The sequence below is a fragment of the Streptomyces sp. ATCC 21386 genome (assembly GCF_018728545.1).
GTDB lineage: Bacteria > Actinomycetota > Actinomycetes > Streptomycetales > Streptomycetaceae > Streptomyces.
The window spans coordinates 4,839,434-4,860,832 of the sequence record NZ_JAAVVL010000001.1 but is presented as its reverse complement, the minus strand read 5'-3'; the positions used below and the strand labels follow the sequence as shown (position 1 = coordinate 4,860,832).

At 68.7% G+C, this 21,399-nt stretch carries 15 protein-coding genes and 3 pseudogenes; 8 read left to right on the top strand and 10 right to left on the bottom strand.

Annotation, left to right across the window (positions count from 1 at the left end):
• Positions 1–351: 351 nt before the first annotated feature.
• Both GWK25_RS20715 and GWK25_RS20710 read left to right on the top strand, forming a co-directional pair.
• Positions 352–1,329 carry a polysaccharide lyase family 1 protein gene (locus GWK25_RS20715; RefSeq protein WP_215452027.1) on the top strand — a complete coding sequence of 326 codons (978 nt, stop codon included), beginning with the start codon at positions 352–354 and terminating at the stop codon, positions 1,327–1,329.
• Positions 1,330–1,376: 47 nt separating this feature from the next.
• A complete protein-coding gene (locus tag GWK25_RS20710) occupies positions 1,377–2,159 on the top strand; it encodes a pectate lyase (RefSeq protein ID WP_215452026.1) in 783 nt (260 codons plus the stop codon).
• A 121-nt stretch (positions 2,160–2,280) separates the two neighbouring features.
• Here the strand turns inward: GWK25_RS20710 and GWK25_RS20705 are convergent, their stop codons facing one another.
• Complete coding sequence (locus GWK25_RS20705) at positions 2,281–2,862, bottom strand: hypothetical protein (RefSeq protein WP_215452025.1); 582 nt, start codon at positions 2,860–2,862, stop codon at positions 2,281–2,283.
• Positions 2,863–3,100: 238 nt separating this feature from the next.
• Here GWK25_RS20705 and GWK25_RS20700 point away from each other — a divergent pair, with 238 nt between their 5' ends.
• Positions 3,101–4,186, top strand: a complete 1,086-nt coding sequence (locus GWK25_RS20700) for a sialidase family protein (protein ID WP_215452024.1) — start codon at positions 3,101–3,103, stop codon at positions 4,184–4,186.
• A 584-nt stretch (positions 4,187–4,770) separates the two neighbouring features.
• Here the strand turns inward: GWK25_RS20700 and GWK25_RS44555 are convergent.
• Together GWK25_RS44555 and GWK25_RS44550 are read right to left on the bottom strand one after the other, a co-directional pair.
• Positions 4,771–4,881, bottom strand: a pseudogene (locus GWK25_RS44555) (hypothetical protein); the annotation flags it as partial.
• A gap of 83 nt (positions 4,882–4,964) precedes the next feature.
• Positions 4,965–5,246 (bottom strand): annotated as a pseudogene (locus tag GWK25_RS44550) (glycoside hydrolase family 3 N-terminal domain-containing protein); the annotation flags it as partial.
• Between the two features lie 277 nt (positions 5,247–5,523).
• Here GWK25_RS44550 and GWK25_RS20690 point away from each other — a divergent pair.
• Entirely contained in the window at positions 5,524–6,504 is a 981-nt protein-coding gene (locus GWK25_RS20690) for a threonine/serine dehydratase (protein WP_215452023.1), read from the top strand.
• A gap of 166 nt (positions 6,505–6,670) precedes the next feature.
• Here GWK25_RS20690 and GWK25_RS20685 read toward each other — a convergent pair whose 3' ends face one another.
• The 3 genes from GWK25_RS20685 to GWK25_RS20675 all read right to left on the bottom strand — a co-directional run bounded on the left by GWK25_RS20685 (position 6,671) and on the right by GWK25_RS20675 (position 11,381).
• Entirely contained in the window at positions 6,671–8,995 is a 2,325-nt protein-coding gene (locus GWK25_RS20685; protein ID WP_374200627.1) for a family 43 glycosylhydrolase, read from the bottom strand.
• 170 nt (positions 8,996–9,165) lie between these two features.
• Complete coding sequence (locus GWK25_RS20680) at positions 9,166–10,596, bottom strand: glycoside hydrolase family 43 protein (RefSeq protein ID WP_215452021.1); 1,431 nt, start codon at positions 10,594–10,596, stop codon at positions 9,166–9,168.
• Positions 10,597–11,165: 569 nt separating this feature from the next.
• Positions 11,166–11,381, bottom strand: coding sequence for a hypothetical protein (locus GWK25_RS20675; RefSeq protein ID WP_215452020.1), 216 nt, complete (start codon positions 11,379–11,381; stop codon positions 11,166–11,168).
• A gap of 374 nt (positions 11,382–11,755) precedes the next feature.
• On the opposite strand from GWK25_RS20675, the gene araB reads away from it, so the two are divergent.
• The 4 genes and pseudogenes from araB to GWK25_RS20655 form a co-directional block, all read left to right on the top strand.
• Complete coding sequence (gene araB / locus GWK25_RS20670; RefSeq protein ID WP_215452019.1) at positions 11,756–13,438, top strand: ribulokinase; 1,683 nt, start codon at positions 11,756–11,758, stop codon at positions 13,436–13,438.
• Between the two features lie 63 nt (positions 13,439–13,501).
• Complete coding sequence (gene araA, locus GWK25_RS20665; RefSeq protein WP_215452018.1) at positions 13,502–15,019, top strand: L-arabinose isomerase; 1,518 nt, start codon at positions 13,502–13,504, stop codon at positions 15,017–15,019.
• Between the two features lie 49 nt (positions 15,020–15,068).
• Positions 15,069–15,794, top strand: coding sequence for an L-ribulose-5-phosphate 4-epimerase AraD (gene araD, locus GWK25_RS20660; RefSeq protein WP_215452017.1), 726 nt, complete (start codon positions 15,069–15,071; stop codon positions 15,792–15,794).
• A 10-nt stretch (positions 15,795–15,804) separates the two neighbouring features.
• A pseudogene (locus GWK25_RS20655) lies at positions 15,805–16,337 on the top strand ((4Fe-4S)-binding protein); the annotation flags it as partial.
• Positions 16,338–16,343: 6 nt separating this feature from the next.
• On the opposite strand, the gene GWK25_RS20650 reads toward GWK25_RS20655, so the two are convergent.
• The 4 genes from GWK25_RS20650 to GWK25_RS20635 form a co-directional block, all read right to left on the bottom strand.
• Complete coding sequence (locus GWK25_RS20650; RefSeq protein WP_251828957.1) at positions 16,344–17,378, bottom strand: hypothetical protein; 1,035 nt, start codon at positions 17,376–17,378, stop codon at positions 16,344–16,346.
• Positions 17,375–18,196: a trypsin-like peptidase domain-containing protein gene (locus GWK25_RS20645; RefSeq protein WP_215452016.1), complete on the bottom strand. Its 822-nt coding sequence runs from the start codon at positions 18,194–18,196 to the stop codon at positions 17,375–17,377. Before GWK25_RS20645 ends, GWK25_RS20650 begins: the two co-directional genes overlap by 4 nt.
• Positions 18,193–18,474 (bottom strand): CU044_2847 family protein, encoded by a 282-nt coding sequence (locus GWK25_RS20640; protein ID WP_308404274.1) that lies wholly within the window; start codon positions 18,472–18,474, stop codon positions 18,193–18,195. Before GWK25_RS20640 ends, GWK25_RS20645 begins: the two co-directional genes overlap by 4 nt.
• A 1,099-nt stretch (positions 18,475–19,573) precedes the next feature.
• Positions 19,574–21,259: a ribonuclease J gene (locus GWK25_RS20635; protein ID WP_215452014.1), complete on the bottom strand. Its 1,686-nt coding sequence runs from the start codon at positions 21,257–21,259 to the stop codon at positions 19,574–19,576.
• Positions 21,260–21,399 lie beyond the last annotated feature (140 nt).

Below are 21,399 nucleotides of genomic sequence, written 5' to 3'. Positions count from 1 at the left end.
GGCGGGGGGTGGGGGTCACGTCGTTGTGCCTTCCCGTGAGGTCGGCGGGAAGGGCATCGTGACATGGACATGGAGGCCATGGAAGCGCTCCCACCCGTCGAAAGAATTCGCTCGCACCGACCCTCGGACCAGTCGGCCGCACCCGCCCGGACCGGGTGACCGCCCCTCACCTGGGCCGACCCGATGTCTTCTGCGCAAAGCGTTGACCAGAAAGCGCTTACCCTCTACTTTCCGTTCAGTGATGTGAACCAATCGCGGCGCGACTCCTCTCTATTGGCCACACCACGATCAGAGTAGCGAACATCATTCATGTACATGGTCATCGGCTCTCCCCTGAAGGGACGCACCCGCATGCGTACCGTCCCCCCACGTACACACGCGCCAAGATCGGCGCTGGTGGTCGCGGCCACCGCGCTGGCGACGACCGCGGTGCTCGCCCTGCCGCAGGCGGCGGGCGCGGCGGAGATCTCGCCCATCGGCTTCGGCGCCGGGACCACCGGCGGCGGCAGCGCCCCCGCAGTCACGGTCTCCACGCTCGCCGCCTTCCGGACCGCAGTCACCGGGAACACGGCCAAGGTCGTCCGTGTGAACGGCCTGATCTCGCTCAGCGGCCAGGTCGACATCGGCTCCAACACGACGGTGCTGGGCGTGGGTTCGTCGTCCGGGTTCACCGGTGGCGGACTACGGATCAAGGAGCGGACCAATGTCGTCGTCCGCAACCTGAACATCAGCAAGCCGGTCGCGCCCGCCGACGGGATCACCGTCCAGGAGTCCACGAGGGTGTGGATCGACCACAACTCCTTCTCGGCGGACCGCAGTCACGACAAGGACCACTACGACGGTCTGCTGGACGTCAACCACGGTTCCGACGACGTGACGGTGTCGTGGAACACCTTCAAGGAGCACTTCAAGGGCTCGCTCGTCGGGCACAGCGACAACAACGCCTCCGAGGACACCGGCCGCCTGAAGGTGACGTACCACCACAACCACTTCAGCAACGTGCACTCACGCATCCCCAGCCTGCGCTTCGGCACCGGGCACTTCTACAACAACTACGTGAACGGCGCCGAGACCGCCTGCCATTCGCGCATGGGCGCCCAGATGCTCGTGGAGCACAACGTCTTCCGCAACACGGGAGTCGCGGTCACCACGAACCGCAGCAGTGACGTGGACGGCTACGCGAATCTGCGCGGCAACGATCTCGGTGGGGCCGCCACCGAGATCTCCCGGGTGGGGAGTTTCACCACCCCGCCCTACGGCTACAGCGCCGAGCCCGCCTCCTCCGTCGCCGCCTCGGTGACCTCGGGTGCGGGCGCCGGGAAACTCTGAGAACCCGCCAACCCCCCATCCGCTCGGACCACAGAAGGAATCGGGACATGACTTCTGCAGCACGTCCGCGTGCCCGCACGCGCGCGCTGACCGGCACGTTCGCCGCGTTCAGCCTTTCGTTTGGCATGATCATGACCAGTGGGGCCACTCCGGCGAACGCCGCCACCTGGCCGTCCGCCAACGGCAGTCAGCCGGTGTCCTCCACCATCTCGGTGTCGGGCACCCGCGACGGCGGAATGGTCCGCTACTACGGCAGTGGCGCACTGGCCGGCGACGGCCAGGAGGAGGGCCAGGACCCGATCTTCAAGCTCGCGGCCGGCGCGACGCTGAAGAACGTCATCATCGGCGCGCCCGGCGCCGACGGCATCCACTGCGAGGGCAACTGCACCCTGCAGAACGTCTGGTGGGAGGACGTCGGCGAGGACGCGGCGACCTTCCGCGGCGGCTCCACCTACACGGTGACCGGCGGCGGCGCCAGGAAGGCGGCCGACAAGGTCTTCCAGCACAACGGGCCCGGCACCCTGAACATCTCCAACTTCGCGGTCAGCGAGTTCAAGACGCTGTACCGCTCCTGCGGCGACTGCTCGACGCAGTACACCCGCAAGGTGAACCTCAGCAACATCGAGGTGACCGGGACGGGCTCCACGGCGCGACTGGTCGGCATCAACGTCAACCGGGGCGACGTGGCGACCCTGCGGGGCATCACGATCCTCAACGACAGCGGCCGCAAGGTCATCCCGTGCCAGAAGTACAACAACAACTCCGCTGTCGGCACCGGGCCCGACAGCACCAACTGCAAGTACTCCACCTCGGACATCACCTACCGGTGACAGCGCTCGTCACCCAGCGGTGAGTCCCCCCGGCGGCCGGACGGAGCCACCCCCCACGGGCCTCGTCCGGCCGTCGGCCTCGCGCGGGACGATCGCCGTCACGTCCACGCCCCGCCCGCGCTCACCAGATCTTGCGCTCCCAGAGCGGACCGATCCGCTCCCACGCCTCGTCCCACTGGTCCATCCGCCGCCGTTCCATCCGGCCGCGCACCAGCCGGCCGCCCACGAAGGGCACGGCCGCCACGAACAGACCCGCGAAACCGCCCACGAGCGCGGCGCGGAACCGGGCCTGGGACTCACTGGCGGGCTTGGTCACCAGCAGCCCCTCGGCGTCCGTCCAGACGGTGACCGGCTCTCCCATCAGCCCGGCGGGGTCGACGCGGGCCTGGCCCTCGTGCTCGGAGCCGTCCGGCGCGGTCCAGCGGACCTTCGCCCACACCTTCTCCGCGGCCGTGCCGCTCTCGCCGGACGGCTCGGGCGCGTCCTCCGTGAGGACCGCGCCGACCGGGCGCCACTCGGCGCGCTGCCGGGCGAGGCCGGTTTCCACGGAGTCGGCGGCCAGGAGGCCCGCGGCCACCCCGCCGAACAGCGTCAGCGCCCAGGTGATCAGCACGACCCAGGACTCCAGCCGGTCGCTGCGCCGTCTGAGCGGGTTGCGCCGCCATCGCCACAGCCACACCTTCGGACCACGGAATGCCACCATCGGGGGCACCCTCCCTCGCACACGCAGGACTGCCGGACCGCTCTCCCATACGGCGGCGGTCCCCGCACCGCTCATGCGATGTGGGTCACCCCCGCCGGCCCCGGTCGGCGCCGGCTGCCCGTCCGGCCCCCGCCCGCGCCCGCTGACCTGCGGCGGAGCCGTTTCGAGGGGTGACTGTCAGTGGTGGGGTGCAGACTGGCCGGTGACTGGGGACGACGATGTCCGGGAGGTGGCCGGGATGGCCGAAGTACTGCTCACCGTTGGCACACGCAAGGGGCTGTTCATCGGACGGCGACGAGGGGACTCCTGGGAGTTCGACGAGACGCCGTACTTCAACGCGCAGGCGATCTACGCGGTCGCCATCGACACCCGCTCCACGACCCCGCGGCTGCTGGTCGGCGGCGACAGCGCCCACTGGGGGCCCTCCGTCTTCCACTCCGACGACCTCGGCCGCACCTGGACCGAACCCGCCCGGCCCGCGGTCAAGTTCCCCAAGGACACCGGCGCCTCGCTGGAGCGGGTCTGGCAGCTGCACCCCTCGGCCGCCGAACCGGACGTGGTGTACGCGGGCACGGAACCGGCCGCGCTGTACCGCTCCGAGGACCGGGGCGAGACCTTCGAGCTGGTACGGCCGCTGTGGGAGCACCCGACACGCGACAGGTGGGCCCCGGGCGGCGGTGGCGAGGGACTGCACACGATCCTCACCGACCGGCGCGATCCGCGCGCGCTGACCGTGGCCGTCTCCGCCGCCGGGGTGTTCCGCACCGAGGACGGCGGGGCAAGCTGGTCGCCCTCCAACTCCGGTGTCTCGGCGGTGTTCCTGCCGGACCCGGACCCGGAGTTCGGCCAGTGCGTGCACAAGGTGACCCGGGACGCGGTGACCCCCGACCGGCTGTACCTGCAGAACCACTGGGGCGTGTACCGCAGCGACGACGCGGGAGCGCACTGGGAGGACATCGGCGCAGGTCTGCCCTCCACGTTCGGTTTCGCCGCGGTGGCCCATCCGCACCGCGGGGACACCGCCTACGTCTTCCCGATCAACGCCGACGCGGACCGTGTTCCGGCCGACCACCGCTGCCGGGTCTTCCGCACCGCGGACGCGGGCAAGAGCTGGGAGCCGCTGGCTGCGGGCCTGCCGACCGCGGACCACTACGGCACGGTGCTGCGCGACGCGATGTGCACGGACGACGCCGACCCGGCGGGCGTGTACTTCGGCAACCGCAACGGCGAGGTGTACGCGTCGGCCGACGACGGCGACAGCTGGCGGCAGTTGGCGTCGCACCTGCCGGACGTGCTGTGCGTGCGGGCGGCGGTCGTCGGCTGAGCGGGCCGGGGAGGGGTGGCCCTGGAACCGGTGGCCAGCGGTACGCCCCAATGCCGGGATCGTGACCGGGGCGCACCATTGGCGGCCCGTGCCCTCCTTCGGACGGCGGCGTTCCGGGCCGCTGCCACGGCCGCGTCGATGCCGTCGCGGTCGGCTTCCTTGACGGGGCAGCCCTGTTCGTGGGCGATCAGGGTCCCGGGCAGCTCCGTGGTCAGGGCGTCCAGCAGGGAGTGGGCCTCGACGCCGTTGTCGTGGCCGGGGTGGTGGGGCAGGACGTGGTTGGGGAAGGAGTAGCAGCCGAAGAAGGCGTTCGGGTCGTCGGCGCAGGGGCCGACGAGGGCGAGGGAGGCGGTGCCGGCGGTCAGGGGGAGGATGCCGGCGCGGTTGTCGAGCAGGACGACGCTCTGCTCGGCAAGGGCGCGGGCCAGTGCGCGGTGCTCGGGCGGGTCGAGGTCGACCGGCTCGTCGGCGGTGTGGGTATCCGGGTCGAAGTCGGCTTCCAGGAGTCCCTGTTCGACCTTCTGGCGCAGTACACGGCGTACGGCGCGGTCGACCAGGTCCTCCGGGACGGCGCCCGCACGGACGAGTTCGGCGAGGGACTCGCCGTAGCACAGGGTGTCGGGGAGTTCGACGTCGATGCCGGCTTCGAGCGCGCGGGCGCCGGCCTCGCCGTACGTCTCGCCGATACGGTGCATCGTGCGCGCGGGCGCCGCCGTCCCCCGGCGAAGTGCTTGAGAGTGGCGATGATCCCGGCGCTCTCCAGGCCGCGCAGATAGGCGCTGCCATTGACCGCCACGAGGTACGGGTCTTCGCCCAGGGTCTCCTCGTCCCGGCCCCAGCGGTAGTCACGGACGACGTCCAGGACCGGTGAGAGCCCCTGGTGGACGCCGACCCTGCGCATGCTCGTACCGATGGCGCCTGCCATTGCGTTCGACGAGTTCGAGTGGAATGCGGCGGCCCAGGCGAGGGCGGTGGGGAAGACCGTCGCGTCGTGCGCGGTGAACCCGGTCAGGCACTCCACGTGGGCGATGGCGGGGATGCCCAGCCGGTTACTGTCCATCAACTCGCGCTTTATAGAGGCAAGTTGACATCAGGACGAGGCGGGCGGCGGTCCGGGAAGAGGCGGGGGCGCTCAGGAATAGGCGGGCGGCGGGGCCGTGGAGGAGCGGACGACGGGTGGCCAGCTCCACCCGGTGGGATGGCGAGCCCCAGTCACCTGCGCAGCCGCTACCTCGAACGCCCCGAGGCACTTGCCGCAGCGTGATGCGGCTCAACCGGCCCACCACTCCTCACAGTTGCCCAGGGAACCAGCGCCGGTGGCGCTACGCTGCTGTGCCGTGAAGGAGACACGTCTCGACACTGCTCGGATCCGGGCGGCTCGCCGGGTGATCGACCCGGTCTTTCTCGACACTCCGCTGTACCACTGCGAGGCGCTGGAGCCTGGCCTCGGGTGCACAGTGAGCATCAAGCTCGAAACGGCGAACCCGGTCCGCAGCTTCAAGGCCCGCGGCACCGAGGTGGTCACGAGCCTCCTCGCCGACAATGCCTCGCGAGCCGCGGTGTGCGCGAGCGCGGGCAACCTCGGCCAAGCCCTCGCGTGGTCGGGCCGCGGCAGAGGGCTGGACGTCACCGTTGTGGCATCCCGCTCTGCGACTCGGGCCAAGCTCGATCGCATCCGCGCACTGGACGCCGTGTTGGAACTGGTGGACGGCGACCACGAGATGGCCCGCGAGCGGGCGGCGGACATCGCACGGTACGACGGCATCCGGCTGGTCGAAGACAGCCTGGACATCGAGACCTGCGAGGGTGCGGCGACCATCGGCCTGGAACTGGTGAACGCTGCGCCTTCGTTCGACACCGTCCTGATCGCTCTCGGTGGCGGGGCGCTGGCCACCGGCGTGGGGCATGTGATGAAGGCATTGGCACCCGAAGTCGAGGTGATCTGCGTCCAGCCGCTGGGCGCACCGGCGCTGACACGCTCGTGGCACCGGCGGCGTATCGTCACCACCGACTCGACCCACACCATCGCTGACGGCGTCGCCGGCCGGTGTCCCATCCCGGCCGTCCTGGACGACCTCCTGCTGGTCGCCGACGACGCCGTCCTGGTCCAGGAGGCGTCGATCATCGCCGGTATGCGGATGCTCCTCGACCACGCCGGCCTGGTCGTCGAACCTTCGGCCGCGCTCGGCATCGCCGCGATCCTCGAAGACCGTGACCGCTTCGCCGGCCGGCACGTCGTCACCATCGTGTGCGGCAGCAACGTCGACGTAGACGCCTACCACCGATGGGTCGGCGCGGCTCCCCACCACAGGTCTTGACCATTGGTCGTCGCGTGCCGCGCAGTCAGCCTGGACGGCAGAGATCTCCAGCCTCTCGCTGGGCCGGACGGTGCTCGGTCGCGGAGGCGGGCAACGCCGCCACCTTGACGAGCCGGTGGCCTGCAGGGCTTCGCGCTGCAGGCCACCGAATGAGGGAGGGATTCGATCAGGCCCAGGGGCTGACCGCCTTGAAGGAACTGTCGGCGCGGAAGGTGGCGTTGTCCTGGAAGCTGTCGAGGCGCAGCTCGTAGTTGTAGTGGCGGAGGTACCGGCCGGGGTAGTTGTACGATTCCAGGCTGACCGAACCGGTGGCCGAGCCCGACCGGGCGCAGTAGGTGGCGTCCTTGTTGAAGAGGGTTGTGCCGTTGCTTGCGTCGGCGCGGATCCGGAGATCCTTGTGGCGCAGGTAGCGGCCGGACGCGTCACGGAACGAGTAGCAGCTTCCGTCGGCCAGGCCCGGGACGATCGTGAAGGTGGCGCTCTGCTTGACCGCCGTCGTGCTGGAGGACGTCACCGGGTCGAGGTGGCCGAGGCTGTCGGAGCGTACGGCGATGTAGCGGCCGGGGAAGTTGACCGACTGGAGCGAGCGGGTGGTGTTCGTCGGCAGGCTGACGCCCCCGGTGACCGGGTCGATGCTGCTCAGGGTGGGGACGACCTTCTTGATCAGGCCGTCTGTGTCGAACTCCATCTTGTCGATGGTGGTTTCGCGGTGGGTGCCGTCCCCGCCGGGGATGGCGAAGCGGTGGTAGACGATGTACCAGTCGTCGGTGCCCGGTACCTGCACCACGGAGTGGTGGCCGGGGCCCTTGATGCCGAGCGAGAGGTCCTTCTCCAGGATCACGCTCCGCTTGGTCCACGGGCCCGTGGGCGAGGGGCCGGTGGCGTAGGCGACGCGGTAGTTCTCGTCACGTGTGTCGTTCTCCGACCACATGAAGTAGTAGGTGCCCTTGCGCTTGACGACGAAGGAGCCCTCCCTGAAGCCGCTCGGGGTGATCTCGGTGACCTTCGACGGGTCGAAGGAGACCATGTCGTCGTTGAGTGGAACCACGTAGGCATGGCCGTTGCCCCAGTACAGGTACGACTGACCGTCGTCGTCTGTGAAGACGGCCGGGTCGATCATCTGGCCGGGGTGGGCGCCGCGGGCGATCAGCGGCTTGCCCAGCGGGTCCGTGAACGGACCGGTGGGCGAGTCGGAGACGGCGACGCCGATGTTCGTGTCCGCGGAGTAGTAGAAGTAGTACTTCCCGTTCTTCGCGGTCGCCGTCGGCGCCCAGGCCCGGCTGTTGGTCCAGCTGATGTCGGGCCCGAGGTCGAGGATGACGCCACGGTCCGTCCAGTGGACCAGGTCCTTGGACGAGTAGGCCTTGAACTGCGTACCGCTCCAGTTCGCGAAGCCGTCGGTGGTCGGGTAGATGTAGTAGGTGTCGCCGAACCGGACGATGTCCGGGTCAGCGGTGAATCCCGGCAGGACCGGGCTCCTCATGATCTGGGCGGAGACCGTCCAGGTGCGCTTGGCCCCGTCGGAGCCGGTCACCTCGTACGTCACCGGGCGGGTGAAGTCGCGCGGGGTGCCGGAGGCCGGGCTGATGGAGGCGCCCTGGGCGAGGGTGAACTGCGGGGCGAGCGCGGTGAGGTCCGTGCCCTCCTTCACCGGCAGAGTGATCTTGCTGCGGGCGTCGTCGATGAGGGCGTCGATCTTCAGCGAGGGATGGGTGGCGGCGGCGATGTGCGTGGTGTTCCCGCTGATCTCGAGGACTTCACCCGGCGCCAGCGCGCGGTTGTAGACCCGGAAGTCCCGCATCTTGCCCTTGAAGAGCTTGTCGCCGCTGTAGAGCGACTTGCCTATGTAGTTGGCCGTGGTGGTGCCGGATCCGATGGAACCAGGAGTGGTGGTGACCGAAGTGTTGCGGGCCACCTCCACGCCGTCCTGGTACAGGACGCCCGTGGTGCCGGTCTGGGTGTAGGTGACGTGCTTCCAGACGGAGCGCGGCAGCTCGGTGGTGGTCCGGGTGTTCTGCTCGGTGGAGAAGGACCCGGAGGCGATGGCGGTCCGGAAGGTGTTGCCGGTGGTGAACAGGTACCCGTTGCCTGCTCCGTTGGCGGAGTTGCCGAAGCCGTAGAGGAAGTACGGCGTGGCCTGGTCGGCGTCGATCTGCACGTCCATCGAGACGGTGATCGAGTTCATGCCGCTCATGATGTTGTCCGGCACCTTGATGTAGGTGTCGGAGCCGTTGAACGTGAGCCCTTCGCCGGAACCCGACCAGCCGGCGGTGCCGTTCACGGTTCCGTTCCGGCCGTTGCCCGAGGCGTCCGGCGCCACGGTGCCCGAAGTGGCGTCGAGCTTGTACCAGAGAGCCAGACCTTCGGTGATGTCTGCTGCCTGGGCGGGGGCCGCCGGGCCGGCGATGCCCACCAGGAGCGAGGCGGCGGTCACGGCGGCGAGAGCGCCCGGCCGGAAGCTCCTGCGGACCTGAGGTCTCAGGCTGCGCATGGGGTTCACATCCCTATGAGTTCGAACAAGGTTCGATGTGTCGGACGGCTTTATTGAGTGGAGGTGCATCGGGATGGCTCGTGGCAGGGGAAGCCGGCACCGCCCGCCGATGCGGCGGGTTGGAGGGCGAAAGGCGCGGCAGGGGCGCCGGCTTCCCTGTTCCGTGCGGGTCAGTTCGTGACGCGGAAGGTGGCGTCGCCGCGTCCGGTGGCGGTGGTGATCGGGTCGAGCCTCAGTTTGTAGGCGTAGTGGCGGATGTAGCGGTCGGGGTGGTTGTAGGACTGGAAGGAGGACCAGGTGGAGTCGGCGAGGCCGCCGACCTTGCGGAAGGTGGCGTCGGCGGCGAACTGGGCGGTGCCGTCGTTGCGGACCAGCTGGAAGTCGTAGTTGGCGTGGCGCAGGAAGTATCCGGGGTTGTTCACGGACTCGAAGGAGACGGTGCCGGTGCCCGCAAGGCCGGGCCGCAGCCGGAACTTGGCGTCGTCGCTGGTGACGTTCTGGTCGATGAGCACGTCGAAGTTGGCGTGCCGTACGTAGCGGTCCTGGAAGTTGAACGACTGGAGCCGCTGGGCGGGGGTGTTGGCGTACCGGGCGAGGACCCGGGTCTCCTCGGCGGCGGTGAGGTTCATGATCGAGCCGTGCCGCTTCTTGTTGACGCCCATGCTGTAGCTCCCCGATGCCGGGAGCTGGTAGGTGCCGACGGCGGCGGGATCGGTCGTGGCCACCGGCATGTACCCACCGCGGGAGGCGTACTGGTCGAGGTACAGGGTCCACGCGTTGCGGTCGCGGAACTTCATCCACATCGGGCCCTCCACCTGGGCTCCGGTCAGGCCGATGCCGGAGAGATTGCCGAGGTGGGTCCACGTCCCGAGGATCGAGTTGCTGCCCTCGATGGTGATCTGGCCGTCGCCGGAGGCGCGTACGTAGCGGTAGTCGCCGACGCCTGAGGGCACCTCGACGATCTGCGTGTCGATGAGTTCCTGGGTGCCGGGGCGGTCGATGTAGATCTGGGGCGTGGTGATGGTGCGGAAGTCGCTGGTGCGGGCGTAGAAGATGCGGTGCTTGGTCTTGCCGTTGAGGGGCACGTTCGTCGACCAGTACAGGACGTAGTCGTTGGTCTCGGGGTTCCAGATCGCCTCCGGCGCCCAGGCGTTGCGGCCGTCAGGGATTGCGCCGGCGACGTTGAGCAGCCACGGCTCCGACCAGCTGACCAGGTCGGTCGACTCCCAGACCACGATGCTGCGGCTGCCGTTGTTGATGGAGCCGTCCACGGTCGACCCGCAGCCCCAGCACAGGTCGGTCGCGATGATCCAGTACTTGCTGCCGTCGGGGGATCTCACGAGTGCGGGGTCGCGCACCCCCTTCGTGCCGACCGTGGAGCGCAGGATCGGTGCTCCGCCGTTGAGGTCGTTCCAGCGCAGGCCGTCCGCGCTGTGAGCGAGGTACATCTGCTGACCGCCAGACCCCTCACCGGTGAAGTGCAGCATCAGATAGCCCGGGTCGGCGGCCTCCGCCCGCTGAGGTGCGGCCAGCGACTGGGAGGTGAAGAAGAGGCCCACGGCGAGGAATATCGCCGCGAGCCGGGTGAACAGTCTTGCCATGTGCGTGTCCTGTCTCTGTTGCGGGTGCCGGGACGGGGTGGAAGCAGGGAGCGGGACGCGTGACCACGCAAGCCGCAGGCTGTGCCGCTGGTGCGTCGTGCGAGCAGGGCGGGGTCTGCGGTCGAGGCGGCGAAACGACATAGGGGCGGGTACCGGATTGCTGCCTGTGGCAGCGGCGACGGGGTCGGCGAGCGGGTTCAGCCGGGTGCCGGCTGACTGCGCGACGAAACCGGCCTCCCCCGTCGCGGCCGTCGCGCCGTCGGCGAGGACGGCGCAGACGACGAGGACGACACGCGCCTTCGTCTCGGCGAAGGGCATGCGGACGATCGGGTCACGCCGGCGGAGGCGGGAGCAGCGCTCATGACAGAGCATCCTTGTTTCACGTCGCGGAGCGGAAGTGAGGGCGAGCCGGGCGGGTTCTGGCGGGCGACATCCCGTTCGATATGTCGGACATTGTTCGTGAGTTCGGCAAAAGTTAGGACTCGGCAAAGGCGGGCGTCAAGAGGGTTGAAGACCGCGAAACGGCGCGGCTTCCCTGTCACCTCCGTCCCGACCTCAGGGCCGTCCTGCTACAGGAGACGCACCGGCTCGTCGCCCGTAACAGAAAACACCTGACGGTCGAAGGCCTGCGGCAGCGCCTGAGAAGCGGCCCACACGAAGCCCGAGAATTCGCTCCAGGCAAGCTGTGGCGCGGCGTCGCGATGCGCCGATCCACCCTGCCTTGCGAGCGCTGTCCGGGTAACGGGTGCGGCAGGAAGCATTCGAAACTTACCGACCAGTTCCATTGACGGTCTCGTGGCTGGAAATCTATCTTTCCACTCGCAGGTTCGAAGTTACGCACATCGTTCGGGATATCGAACATTCGCCGAAGGGGTGACAGGTGGCACTCTCCCGCATGGCGGCGGCACTCCTGCGACTGGTCGAACTTCCGGACCGTCGCGGCCCCGGTTGCACCCACAGTCGGCGACGACGCCATTGCCCCCTTGCCCCCAGCGTTCGCGCCCAGCGTCGGCACGATGACCGTTGCGCCGCTCAACGACTGACACAGCGTCGGCCGGGGCCTGATCCCGACGCCAGCCGGCGCCCCCCTCCTGGATCCACTCCCCCGCTTGTCCGTCAATTCGAACAACGTACGAAACACCGAACAGAGAGACGCAAGATGGTGAACGTCGAACACACGCCACAGCCGCACTCCGACACCTACGTCATCGGAGTCGACTACGGGACGCTGTCCGGACGGGCCGTCGTGGTTCGCGTGTCCGACGGCACCGAACTCGCCTCAGCCGACCACCCCTACACCCATGCCGTCCTCGACCGGGAGCTGCCCGACGGGACCCCGCTCCCGCCCGACTGGGCCCTGCAGGTGCCCTCGGACTACATCGACGTCCTGCGTATCGCCGTACCGCAGGCGCTGGCTCGAGCCGGTGTGCGGCCGGAACAGGTCATCGGGATCGGTACGGACTTCACCGCCTGCACGATGCTGCCGGTGCTCAGCGACGGCACCCCACTGTGCGAACTGCCGCACCTCGCCGGCCGCCCGCACGCCTACGTCAAGCTGTGGCGTCACCACGCGGCGCAAGCCCAGGCCGACAGGATCACCGACCTGGCCGCGGAGCGCGAGGAGCCGTGGCTGAAGCGGTACGGCGGGAAGATCTCCTCGGAGTGGGAGTTCGCCAAGGCCCTGCAATTGCTGGAGGAGGACCCCGAGCTCTACGAGTTGACCGACCGCTGGATCGAGGCCGCCGACTGGATCGTGTGGCGGCTGTCCGGCACCTACATCCGCAACGCCTGCACCGCCGGTTACAAGGGCCAGTATCAGGACGGCACCTACCCCTCCCCCGAGTACCTCGCCGCACTCAATCCCGACTTCGCCGACTTCGTGACCACCAAGCTGGATCACCCCATCGGTCAACTGGGCGACCTGGCAGGGACGTTGACGGCCGAGGCCGCCGCGTGGACGGGTCTTCCGGAAGGCATCGCGGTCTGCGTCGGCAACGTCGACGCCCATGTGACGGCGCCCGCCGCCACGGCCGTCGAACCGGGCCGGATGGTGGCCATCATGGGCACCTCGACCTGCCACGTCATGAGCTCCGACCAGTGGGCCGAGGTCCCGGGGATGTGCGGGGTCGTCGACGGCGGCATCCTGCCGGGCCTGTGGGGCTACGAGGCCGGGCAGAGCGGCGTCGGCGACATCTTCGGCTGGTTCATCCGCACCGGCTTCCCCGAGTCGTACGCCAAAGACGCCGCCGCGCTCGGACGGAACGCACACGAACACCTGACGGCCCTCGCCGCCGAACAGAAGATCGGCCAGCACGGACTGATCGCTCTGGACTGGCAGAGCGGCAACCGCAGCGTCCTGGTCGACCACGACCTCAGCGGAGTCCTCGTGGGCCTGACCCTGTCCACTCGTCCGGAGGACGTCTACCGAGCGCTGCTGGAAGCCACCGCCTTCGGCACCCGCACCATCATCGAGACCTTCGAGACCGCGGGCGTGCCGGTCCAGGAACTGATCATCGCGGGCGGCCTGACGAAGAACACGCTGCTCATGCAGATCTACGCCGACGTCACCCGCCGCCCCCTCGGCGTGATCGACTCAGCCCAGGGACCCGCTCTCGGCTCGGCGATGCACGCGGCGGTCGCGGCGGGGGCCTACCCGGACATCCGGGCCGCCGCCCGGGCCATGGGCAAGGCGCGTGCGGGCGTCTACCAGCCCGACCCGGAGCGGGCCGCGGCCTACGACCGTCTGTACGCCGAATACCAGCTCCTGCACGACTACTTCGGGCGCGGCGCCAACGAGGTCATGCACCGACTGCGCCGGATCCGCGCCGAGGCGTCCGCCTGAGCGACTCCCTGTACCCGACGACCCCCGCCTCCTCGGTGGTCGTCACCCTGAAAGGAAACCCTCATGAACACCAGCACCACCCCCTACCCCGAGCACGAGATCTGGTTCCTCACCGGAAGCCAGGGCCTGTACGGCGACGACGTCCTGCGTCAGGTGGCCGACCAGTCCCGGAACATCTCCGAGACCCTCGGCCGCCCCGGCAAGCTGCCGGTCAGGATCGTGTGGAAGCCGGTCCTCACCAACGCCGAGTCCATCCGGCGGATCTGCCAGGAGGCGAGCGCCTCCGACACCTGCGTGGGCGTAATCGCGTGGATGCATACCTTCTCACCCGCCAAGATGTGGATCGGCGGACTCAGTGTCCTGGACCGGCCGCTGCTGCACCTGCACACCCAGTACAACCTGTCGCTGCCCTGGCCGAGCATCGACATGGACTTCATGAACCTCAACCAGGCCGCGCACGGTGACCGCGAGTTCGGCCACATCGAGTCCCGTGTGGGCATCGACCGCAAGATCGTCGCCGGGCACGCCACCGACCCGCGCGTCATCCGACGCGTCTCGGCCTGGGCCCGCGCCGCCGTCGGCCGCCACACCTCGCGCAGCCTGCGCCTCGCCCGCTTCGGCGACAACATGCGCGACGTCGCCGTCACCGAAGGCGACAAGGTGGAGGCACAGCTGCGGTTCGGCTTCTCCGTGAACACCTATGGCGTCAACGACCTCGTCGCAGTGGTCGACGCGGTGGAGGACAAGGTGGCGGCCGAACTCGCGGAGGAGTACGTCGAGTCGTACGACGTGGTCGCGGCGCTGCGCCCCGGCGGCATCCACCACGACTCCCTGCTCTACGCGGCCCGCATCGAGGCCGGCTTGCGGACCTTCCTCACCGAGGGCGGCTTCACCGCCTTCACCACCAACTTCGAGGACCTCGGCGGCCTGCGCCAACTGCCCGGCCTCGCCGTCCAGCGGCTGATGGCCGAAGGCTACGGCTTCGGCGGCGAAGGCGACTGGAAGACCTCCGCCTTGCTGCGCACGATGAAGGTCATGGGCGCCGGGCTGCCCGGCGGCACCTCCTTCATGGAGGACTACACCTACCACCTCGGCCCCGGTACCCCACGCGTCCTCGGCGCCCACATGCTGGAGGTCTGCCCCTCCATCGCATCCGCCCGCCCCCGCTGCGAGATCCACCCTCTCTCCATCGGCGGCCGCGAGGACCCCGTCCGCCTGGTCTTCGACGCGGCACCCGGAGAAGCGGTCGTCGTCGGTCTCTCCGACCTCGGCGACCGGTTCCGGCTGACCGCCAACGCCGTGGACGTCATCAGCCCCAGCGAGCCGCTGCACCGCCTGCCGGTGGCCCGCGCCGTCTGGAAGCCCCGCCCCTCCCTCGCGGAGTCCGCCGAGAGCTGGCTTCTCGCCGGTGCCCCGCACCACACCGTGCTCAGCTCGGCCGTCGACATCGAGACACTCACCGACTACGCCGCCATGTCCGGCGTCGAGCTGCTCACCATCGACGAGACCACCAGCATCGAGGAGTTCGCCAAGGAAGTCCGCTGGAACGCCGCCTACCACCGCCTCGCCCAGGCCCTGTGACAGCGGTGCGGCCCAAGAACCGGATCCGTATCCAAGGAGACGACGACCGATGACCGTACGAGTCCGCGACGGCCTGCGCCAAGAGGTGCTGCACGCCAACCTGGCCATCCCTCAGGTCGGCCTGGCGACGCTGACCTGGGGCAATGTGAGCGGCGTCGACCGTGAGGCGGGCGTCTTCGTCATCAAGCCCTCCGGCGTGCCCTACGAGGATCTCGCCCTCGACCACCTGGTGACCGTCCGCCTCTCCGACGGCGAGGTGGTCGACGGAGACCTGCGCCCCTCCACCGACACCGAGACCCACCGCTGCCTCTATCTGGCTTTCCCCTCCATCGGCGGCATCACCCACACCCATTCCACCCACGCCGTCGCCTTCGCCCAGGCCCGCCGGGAGATACCGGTGCTGGGGACCACCCACGCCGACACGTTCAACGGCCCCATCCCCTGCACCCCCGACCTCACCGCCGAACAGTGCGCGAAGGACTACGAGTACAACACCGGCCGCGTGATCGTGGACATGCTCAAGGAGGACGACCAGAAGGCCGTGGAGGTACCCGCGGCCATGGTCGCGGGCCACGGCCCGTTCACCTGGGGCGCCACCGCCCGCAAGTCCCTCGAACACGCCATCATCTGCGAGGCCGTCGCCGACATCGCCCTCCACACCCTGGCCCTGTCTCCGACCGCCCCGCCACCCCCGCACCTCCTCGACCGCCACTACACCCGCAAACACGGCCCCGACGCCTACTACGGCAACCCCGCTCCCGCACCGGCCGGATGAGCTCAGCGGCACCCACCTGGTGAAGGCGACCGGTGAGCGTGAGGTCGTCAAGGTCAAGTCGATAGCCACCCAGGAGATCGGCCTCGACGAGGTGCTCGCCGACGCGGTCGTCCGCACCTACGAGACCGATCTCGCCGAGCTCGTCATGCAGTTGGGCGGTGACCACCCCTCGTACATCCTCCTGCCCGCCATCCACCGGAGCCGCTCCGAGATCCGGTAGCTCTTCCTGCGGGAGACGGCGGAGTGGGGCAGACCGACCCCGACGGACTCGGTGACGATCCACGCGATCTCGCCAGGACAACGGTCGGATGCGCCTGACCCTGCCGGGCACCCTCATCACTGTCATGGGCATCGAGAGGGTCCTGCCGGGTCTGCCCTGCTTCGCCGACCTGGACGTCTTCCTCCAACTGCTGCCTCGGTCCTCGACCGGCGATTGGATGAAACCCGTAGACCTCGCTGTGGACGGGCGTCACCGAAGGCGACGGCCCCACACACTTCCACCTGGTGCTGCTCGACAACGGCCGCACCGCCCCCCTGACCGACCAGGAGCTACTCCGGCCAGTGCTCCGGGCCTCCGAAGTCCGGGCTGCTGTAGTCCGGCTTCGTGAAGCGCGGACGGGCTCCCGGGGTGGGTCCTTCATCCGGGCGGCTGGAAATGGGGCCGTAGCCGAGGTGCGGGAGGCGGCTGGTCGTCGCCCGGGGTGCCGTACGGTGCGGTGCCGCAGCAGTTTCGGGGTCGGCGAGTGCGTCCCGCAGGAACGGTAGAACGCCGCGCTCCAGCAGGGCCTCGTGCCAGGCTTCCCTGGCCCTTGACACTTCCTCACTGTCTCCGCCGTACGGGTCTGTGTCAGGCGAGCGCCGGCTGCGCAGGGCGACGAGCAGGAGTCCGACGGTGCCGACCAGGATCGCAGCAGCCGCCACGGCAGCGAACACCCATCCCGCGGTGAGCATCATCTGTGCGATCGCCTGCTTGGGGTTGAGCACCTTCAGGATGTAGCCGACGAGCAGGCAGATCACCGCGGCAGTGCCGGCGAGGACGGGTGCGAGGACAGCCGCCACGGCGCCGGCGCCGGCCGATTCGGCGGCTTCTCCTGTGCTCGCGGCAAGCCCCTCCTCGTTCGTGCCCGGCTTCGTTCGGTTGGCTTCACTGACGGACGACGGGGTGGACAGCGCCGATGAACGCACTTCGTCACGGATCTTCACGTAGTACTCGTACTCCCTGGCCGCCGCCGCGGTGATGATTGCGGAGGCGTTGAGTGCCATGGCACGAAGCTGTTCGGGATTGAGCCGCTGGATTGCAGCAGCCAGTTCCGGGCGGTGCGTTACGGAGCGCAGCGCCTTGTCGAGGATCCGCTCGAACTCCTCGCGGTCCTCGCTGAGCAGGTGCTGCGGGGCCGACCGCCCCCACGACGAACCCGACAGCGCCACCAGATAGGCCAGGTCCCGGCCCGGGTGCGACCGCAGAAAAAGATCGGGAGACCTGCTCAGCACCAAGGTGACCGATGCCGCTCTGCGCCGGGCACCGGTGTCCCCGCGCAGGCTGAGTTCGGCCTGGTCGATGGCTTCCTGCCAGAGGTCGGTCATACTTCGTCACCACGTAACTGGCGTTCCATGGCCGCTTTCGCAGCGATGAACCTGAGTTCGGCGACTTGGGACGGATCAAGCAGCGCGCGCTGGGACCACTCGTCGATCCGATCGAACCATGACTCCACCGACGAAACCGCCCCGTCGATGGTCAACGCCTCCCCGCGCAAAGGCTGTTGGGATAGCGCACTTGCCGGATGGACCACATCCAGCAGATGCTCCACATCGAACTGGTCGAAGCGGCGCAGGGCTTCCCCGATGGTGGCGGCGAAGAGCACGTTGGCAGCTCGGTTGACAGCGGCTCGGTCGGGAGCCTGTTCCAGGAGGATGCCCACGATCACAGGCTCCTGATCCTCAGGAAGCCCCTTGACGACGGGGCCGCCGGAATAGCCCGAGTAGTCGCCCAGGAACTGGTGCGCTGTCAATTGCAGCGCCTCGATGACCCCTCCGCCCTCGCAAAGGTACTCCGTCATACCGTTGTCGACATGCCCTCTGAGTTGCACTTCGGACGCCGCGGGACGGTACGGCCCGTGCCAGTCGTCCCCGCCATGAGCGACGCCGGCCCGGGGTATCGGCAGCAGTACCTCGTAAGCAGCAGAGATCATGATCAGAGCGAGGTCCGCGTTCTTGTCGCGGCGGCAAATCTGGCCCGCCAGCCGGCTGCCGTCCGTCAGGACCACGTCCACGTGCTCGTCCGGCGTGGTGAGGCCCCGGAGGCAGTGAAGTGCCGTAAGCACATAGCGGCGGGTCAACAGAAATCCGCCGCCGAGGCGCTGCTGTGAGTGGAAGAGCTCGACCCAGTAACTCGCGTCGATCACGGCGACTCCGGGACCCGCTCCACCGTGAGGGTGACCTCGAACGACGCCTCAGCCGACGCCTTGGACAGGATGACCCCGGCCTCCGCCGCCAAGGTCAGCCCGAACGTCACCTCCATGCTCGCCACCTGCCAGCCGTTGCGGCGTTGAACTTGCGAGAGTGACCGCTGAGCGATGTCCGACGCCTGGACGATGGCCTCCTCCAACTCCCCGGCCCGGTCACCGAGAGCGGAACTCGACCGCGTACGGCTGGAGATCTGCCGACTGCCCGTCGCATCCACAGCAACGGTTTCGATCCGAACGTCCGCCACGTGTCCCCCTGTTGGTCGGGTGCAGCCCGCACCGACCTCGTCCCTGCCAGAAGCGTAGCCAGCCGCATGCGGCATGGGCGACCGATTCCACCGACCTGTCCCTCACACGGGGATCACAGATATCGCCCATTCGTTCGACTGACCTTGGTCGGCTGGTGCACTCAGGATCGACCGGGGCCGCGCCACGGACGCGCCATCACCAGCAGCATCAGGCAGGCCGCGCCGAGGTAGGCGGTGCGGATCGCTTCCACGACCGCGCGACGGCGGGTTCCGCGCGCCCGCCGCCGAGGCAGGGAAGACGAGGGCGCAGTGGGCGACCGTGCAGAAGACCACCGCGCGCAGGACTGGCCAGTCTGGCGGCAGAAGACGATCGAGGCAGTGGCGGTGCCACCTTCTTCCGACTCCACCAACACCTGGACGCGGATGATCAAGGAGAGCTGGCAAGATCCAGCACGGCGCCCACCAAAAGCATGTACATGAGGGGCGGCATCCAGACTGGAGGCCGCAATGCCGCCGAGATATTGGGCCCACCCACACCACGCCCGATCATCATCCCGCATGACCGTGAGGCGTGGGCGCCTCCTGGGACCTCGTGGGGACCTTCGGTCACGTCAAACGGGACAGTGCATGAACGGTCGAAACGACCTCTACACCGGTCAACGACCTGCTGTCGGTCCGAACCCAGCGTCGCCCCACACGGCACATATCGCACACGCACAAAACCGCAGCTGCAGGGGCTGTGAGGCGGCCGGAGCGTCAAATGAGCGTCATGACTGACGGACTTTCTTTCCTCCTTCCGGCCGGTATACCGGACTGTCCGCGCTTCTGATCGCCTCGTGGCTGTCATGTTGCTGCTCGGGCGGCTGGTCAACCACTGGAGGGGCTGCACGAGATTCCCGGCGCAGCGCTGCCGCCATCGGGCCGCCCCGGACGCGTCCGGGCGGCGCGATGCGTACGGGCCCACCCGGCGGACCGGTGACGTGGCTGAACCTCAGGAGCTACTCGTCGCCGAGTTTCACCTCGTGCTGCACATAGGCGTCCGGCCCCCGGACACCTGCCGGGCTGCGGCTCAGGCGTCAATGATGACGGGGATGATGAGGGGCTTGCGGCGGTGAGTGCGGAACGCCCAGTTCGCCACGGCGCGGGCCAGGAGCTGTTCGAGTTGGCGCGCGTCCCCGACACCTTCCTCGGCTGCGGTGGCCAGGGTTTTCTCGATGACGGGAACGACCGGTTCGAAGGTGGCGTCGTCGTGGACGAAGCCGCGGGCCAGGAAGTCAGGGGCCTCGGCGAGCGCGCCGGTGTCTGTGTCGACGATCGCCACCACTGTGACCACGCCTTCGGCGGCGAGGGTGAGGCGGTCCTTGAGAGACGCTTCGGTGGCGCCGCCGACTTCCATGCCGTCCACGTAGACGTTGCCGGCGGGGACCTTGCCGGTGATGGACGCGCGTCCGTCGACGAGGTCGACGACGACGCCGTCCTCGGCGATGACGACCCGGTCGGGGTCGACGCCGGTACGGATGGCGAGGTCGCCGTTGGCCCGCAGGTGGCGCCACTCACCGTGCACGGGCATGACGTTGCGGGGCCTGACGATGTTGTAGCAGTAGACGAGTTCGCCGGCGCTGGCGTGCCCGGAGACATGCACCTTGGCGTTGCCCTTGTGGACCACGTGCGCGCCCCACCGGGTGAGCCCGTTGATCACCCGGTAGATGGCGTTCTCGTTGCCGGGGATGAGGGAGCTGGCGAGCAGGACCGTGTCGCCCTTGCCGATACGGATCATGTGGTCGCGGTTGGCCATCCGCGACAGCGCGGCCATCGGTTCGCCCTGGGAGCCGGTGCACACCAGGGCGATCTTGTGGTCCGGGAGCTTCTCCAGCTCCTTCGTGCTCACGACCAGACCGGACGGGACCTTCAGATAGCCCAGGTCACGGGCGATGCCCATGTTGCGAACCATCGACCGGCCCACAAAGGCGACCTTGCGGCCATGCTCGTGGGCGGCGTCCAGGACCTGCTGGATGCGGTGCACATGGCTGGCGAAGCTGGAAACGATGACCCGGCGCGGCGCGGTGCGCATCACTTGCTCGATCGCCGGGTTCAACTCACGCTCGGACGTGGTGAAGCCGGGCACCTCGGCATTGGTGGAGTCGGTGAGGAACAGGTCCACGCCCTCCTCACCGAGACGGGCGAAGGCCCGCAGATCGGTGATGCGGTCGTCGAGGGGGAACTGGTCCATCTTGAAGTCACCGGTGTGCAGCACCATCCCGGCGCCGGTGCGGATCGCGACCGCAAGGCTGTCCGGGATGGAGTGGTTGACCGCGACGAACTCGCAGTCGTAGGGCCCGAAGCCGCGCCGGTCGCCCTCGCGCACGCGCACCGTGCGCGGACGCATGCCGTGTTCCTTGAGCTTGGCCTCCAGGAACGCCAGCGTCAGCTTGGAGCCGACGACGGGAATGTCGGAGCGCTCGCGCAGCAGGTACGGCACGCCGCCGATATGGTCCTCGTGCCCGTGGGTCAGCACAACGGCCACGATGTCGTCCAGCCGGTCCCGGATCGAGGTGAAGTCCGGCAGGATCACGTCCACGCCGGGCTGGGTCTCCTCGGGGAAGAGCACGCCGCAGTCCACGATGAGCAGTTTGCCGGCGTACTCGAAGACGGTCATGTTGCGACCGATCTCGCCGAGGCCGCCCAGGGCGACGACCCGCAGCCCTCCCTCGGGAAGGGGCGGGGCGGCTTTCAGCTCGGGGTGCGGATGACTCATACCTTGACGTTACCGGAGAGTGGGGTGTGGTGATCCATCACTGGTGCGATCTCTTCCGCTCGACGGAGCCGGGGCACCACGACGGGCGCCCTGGATCGATGGGATGACGCCGGCGGCCGGGACAACAACTGGTGAAGGCG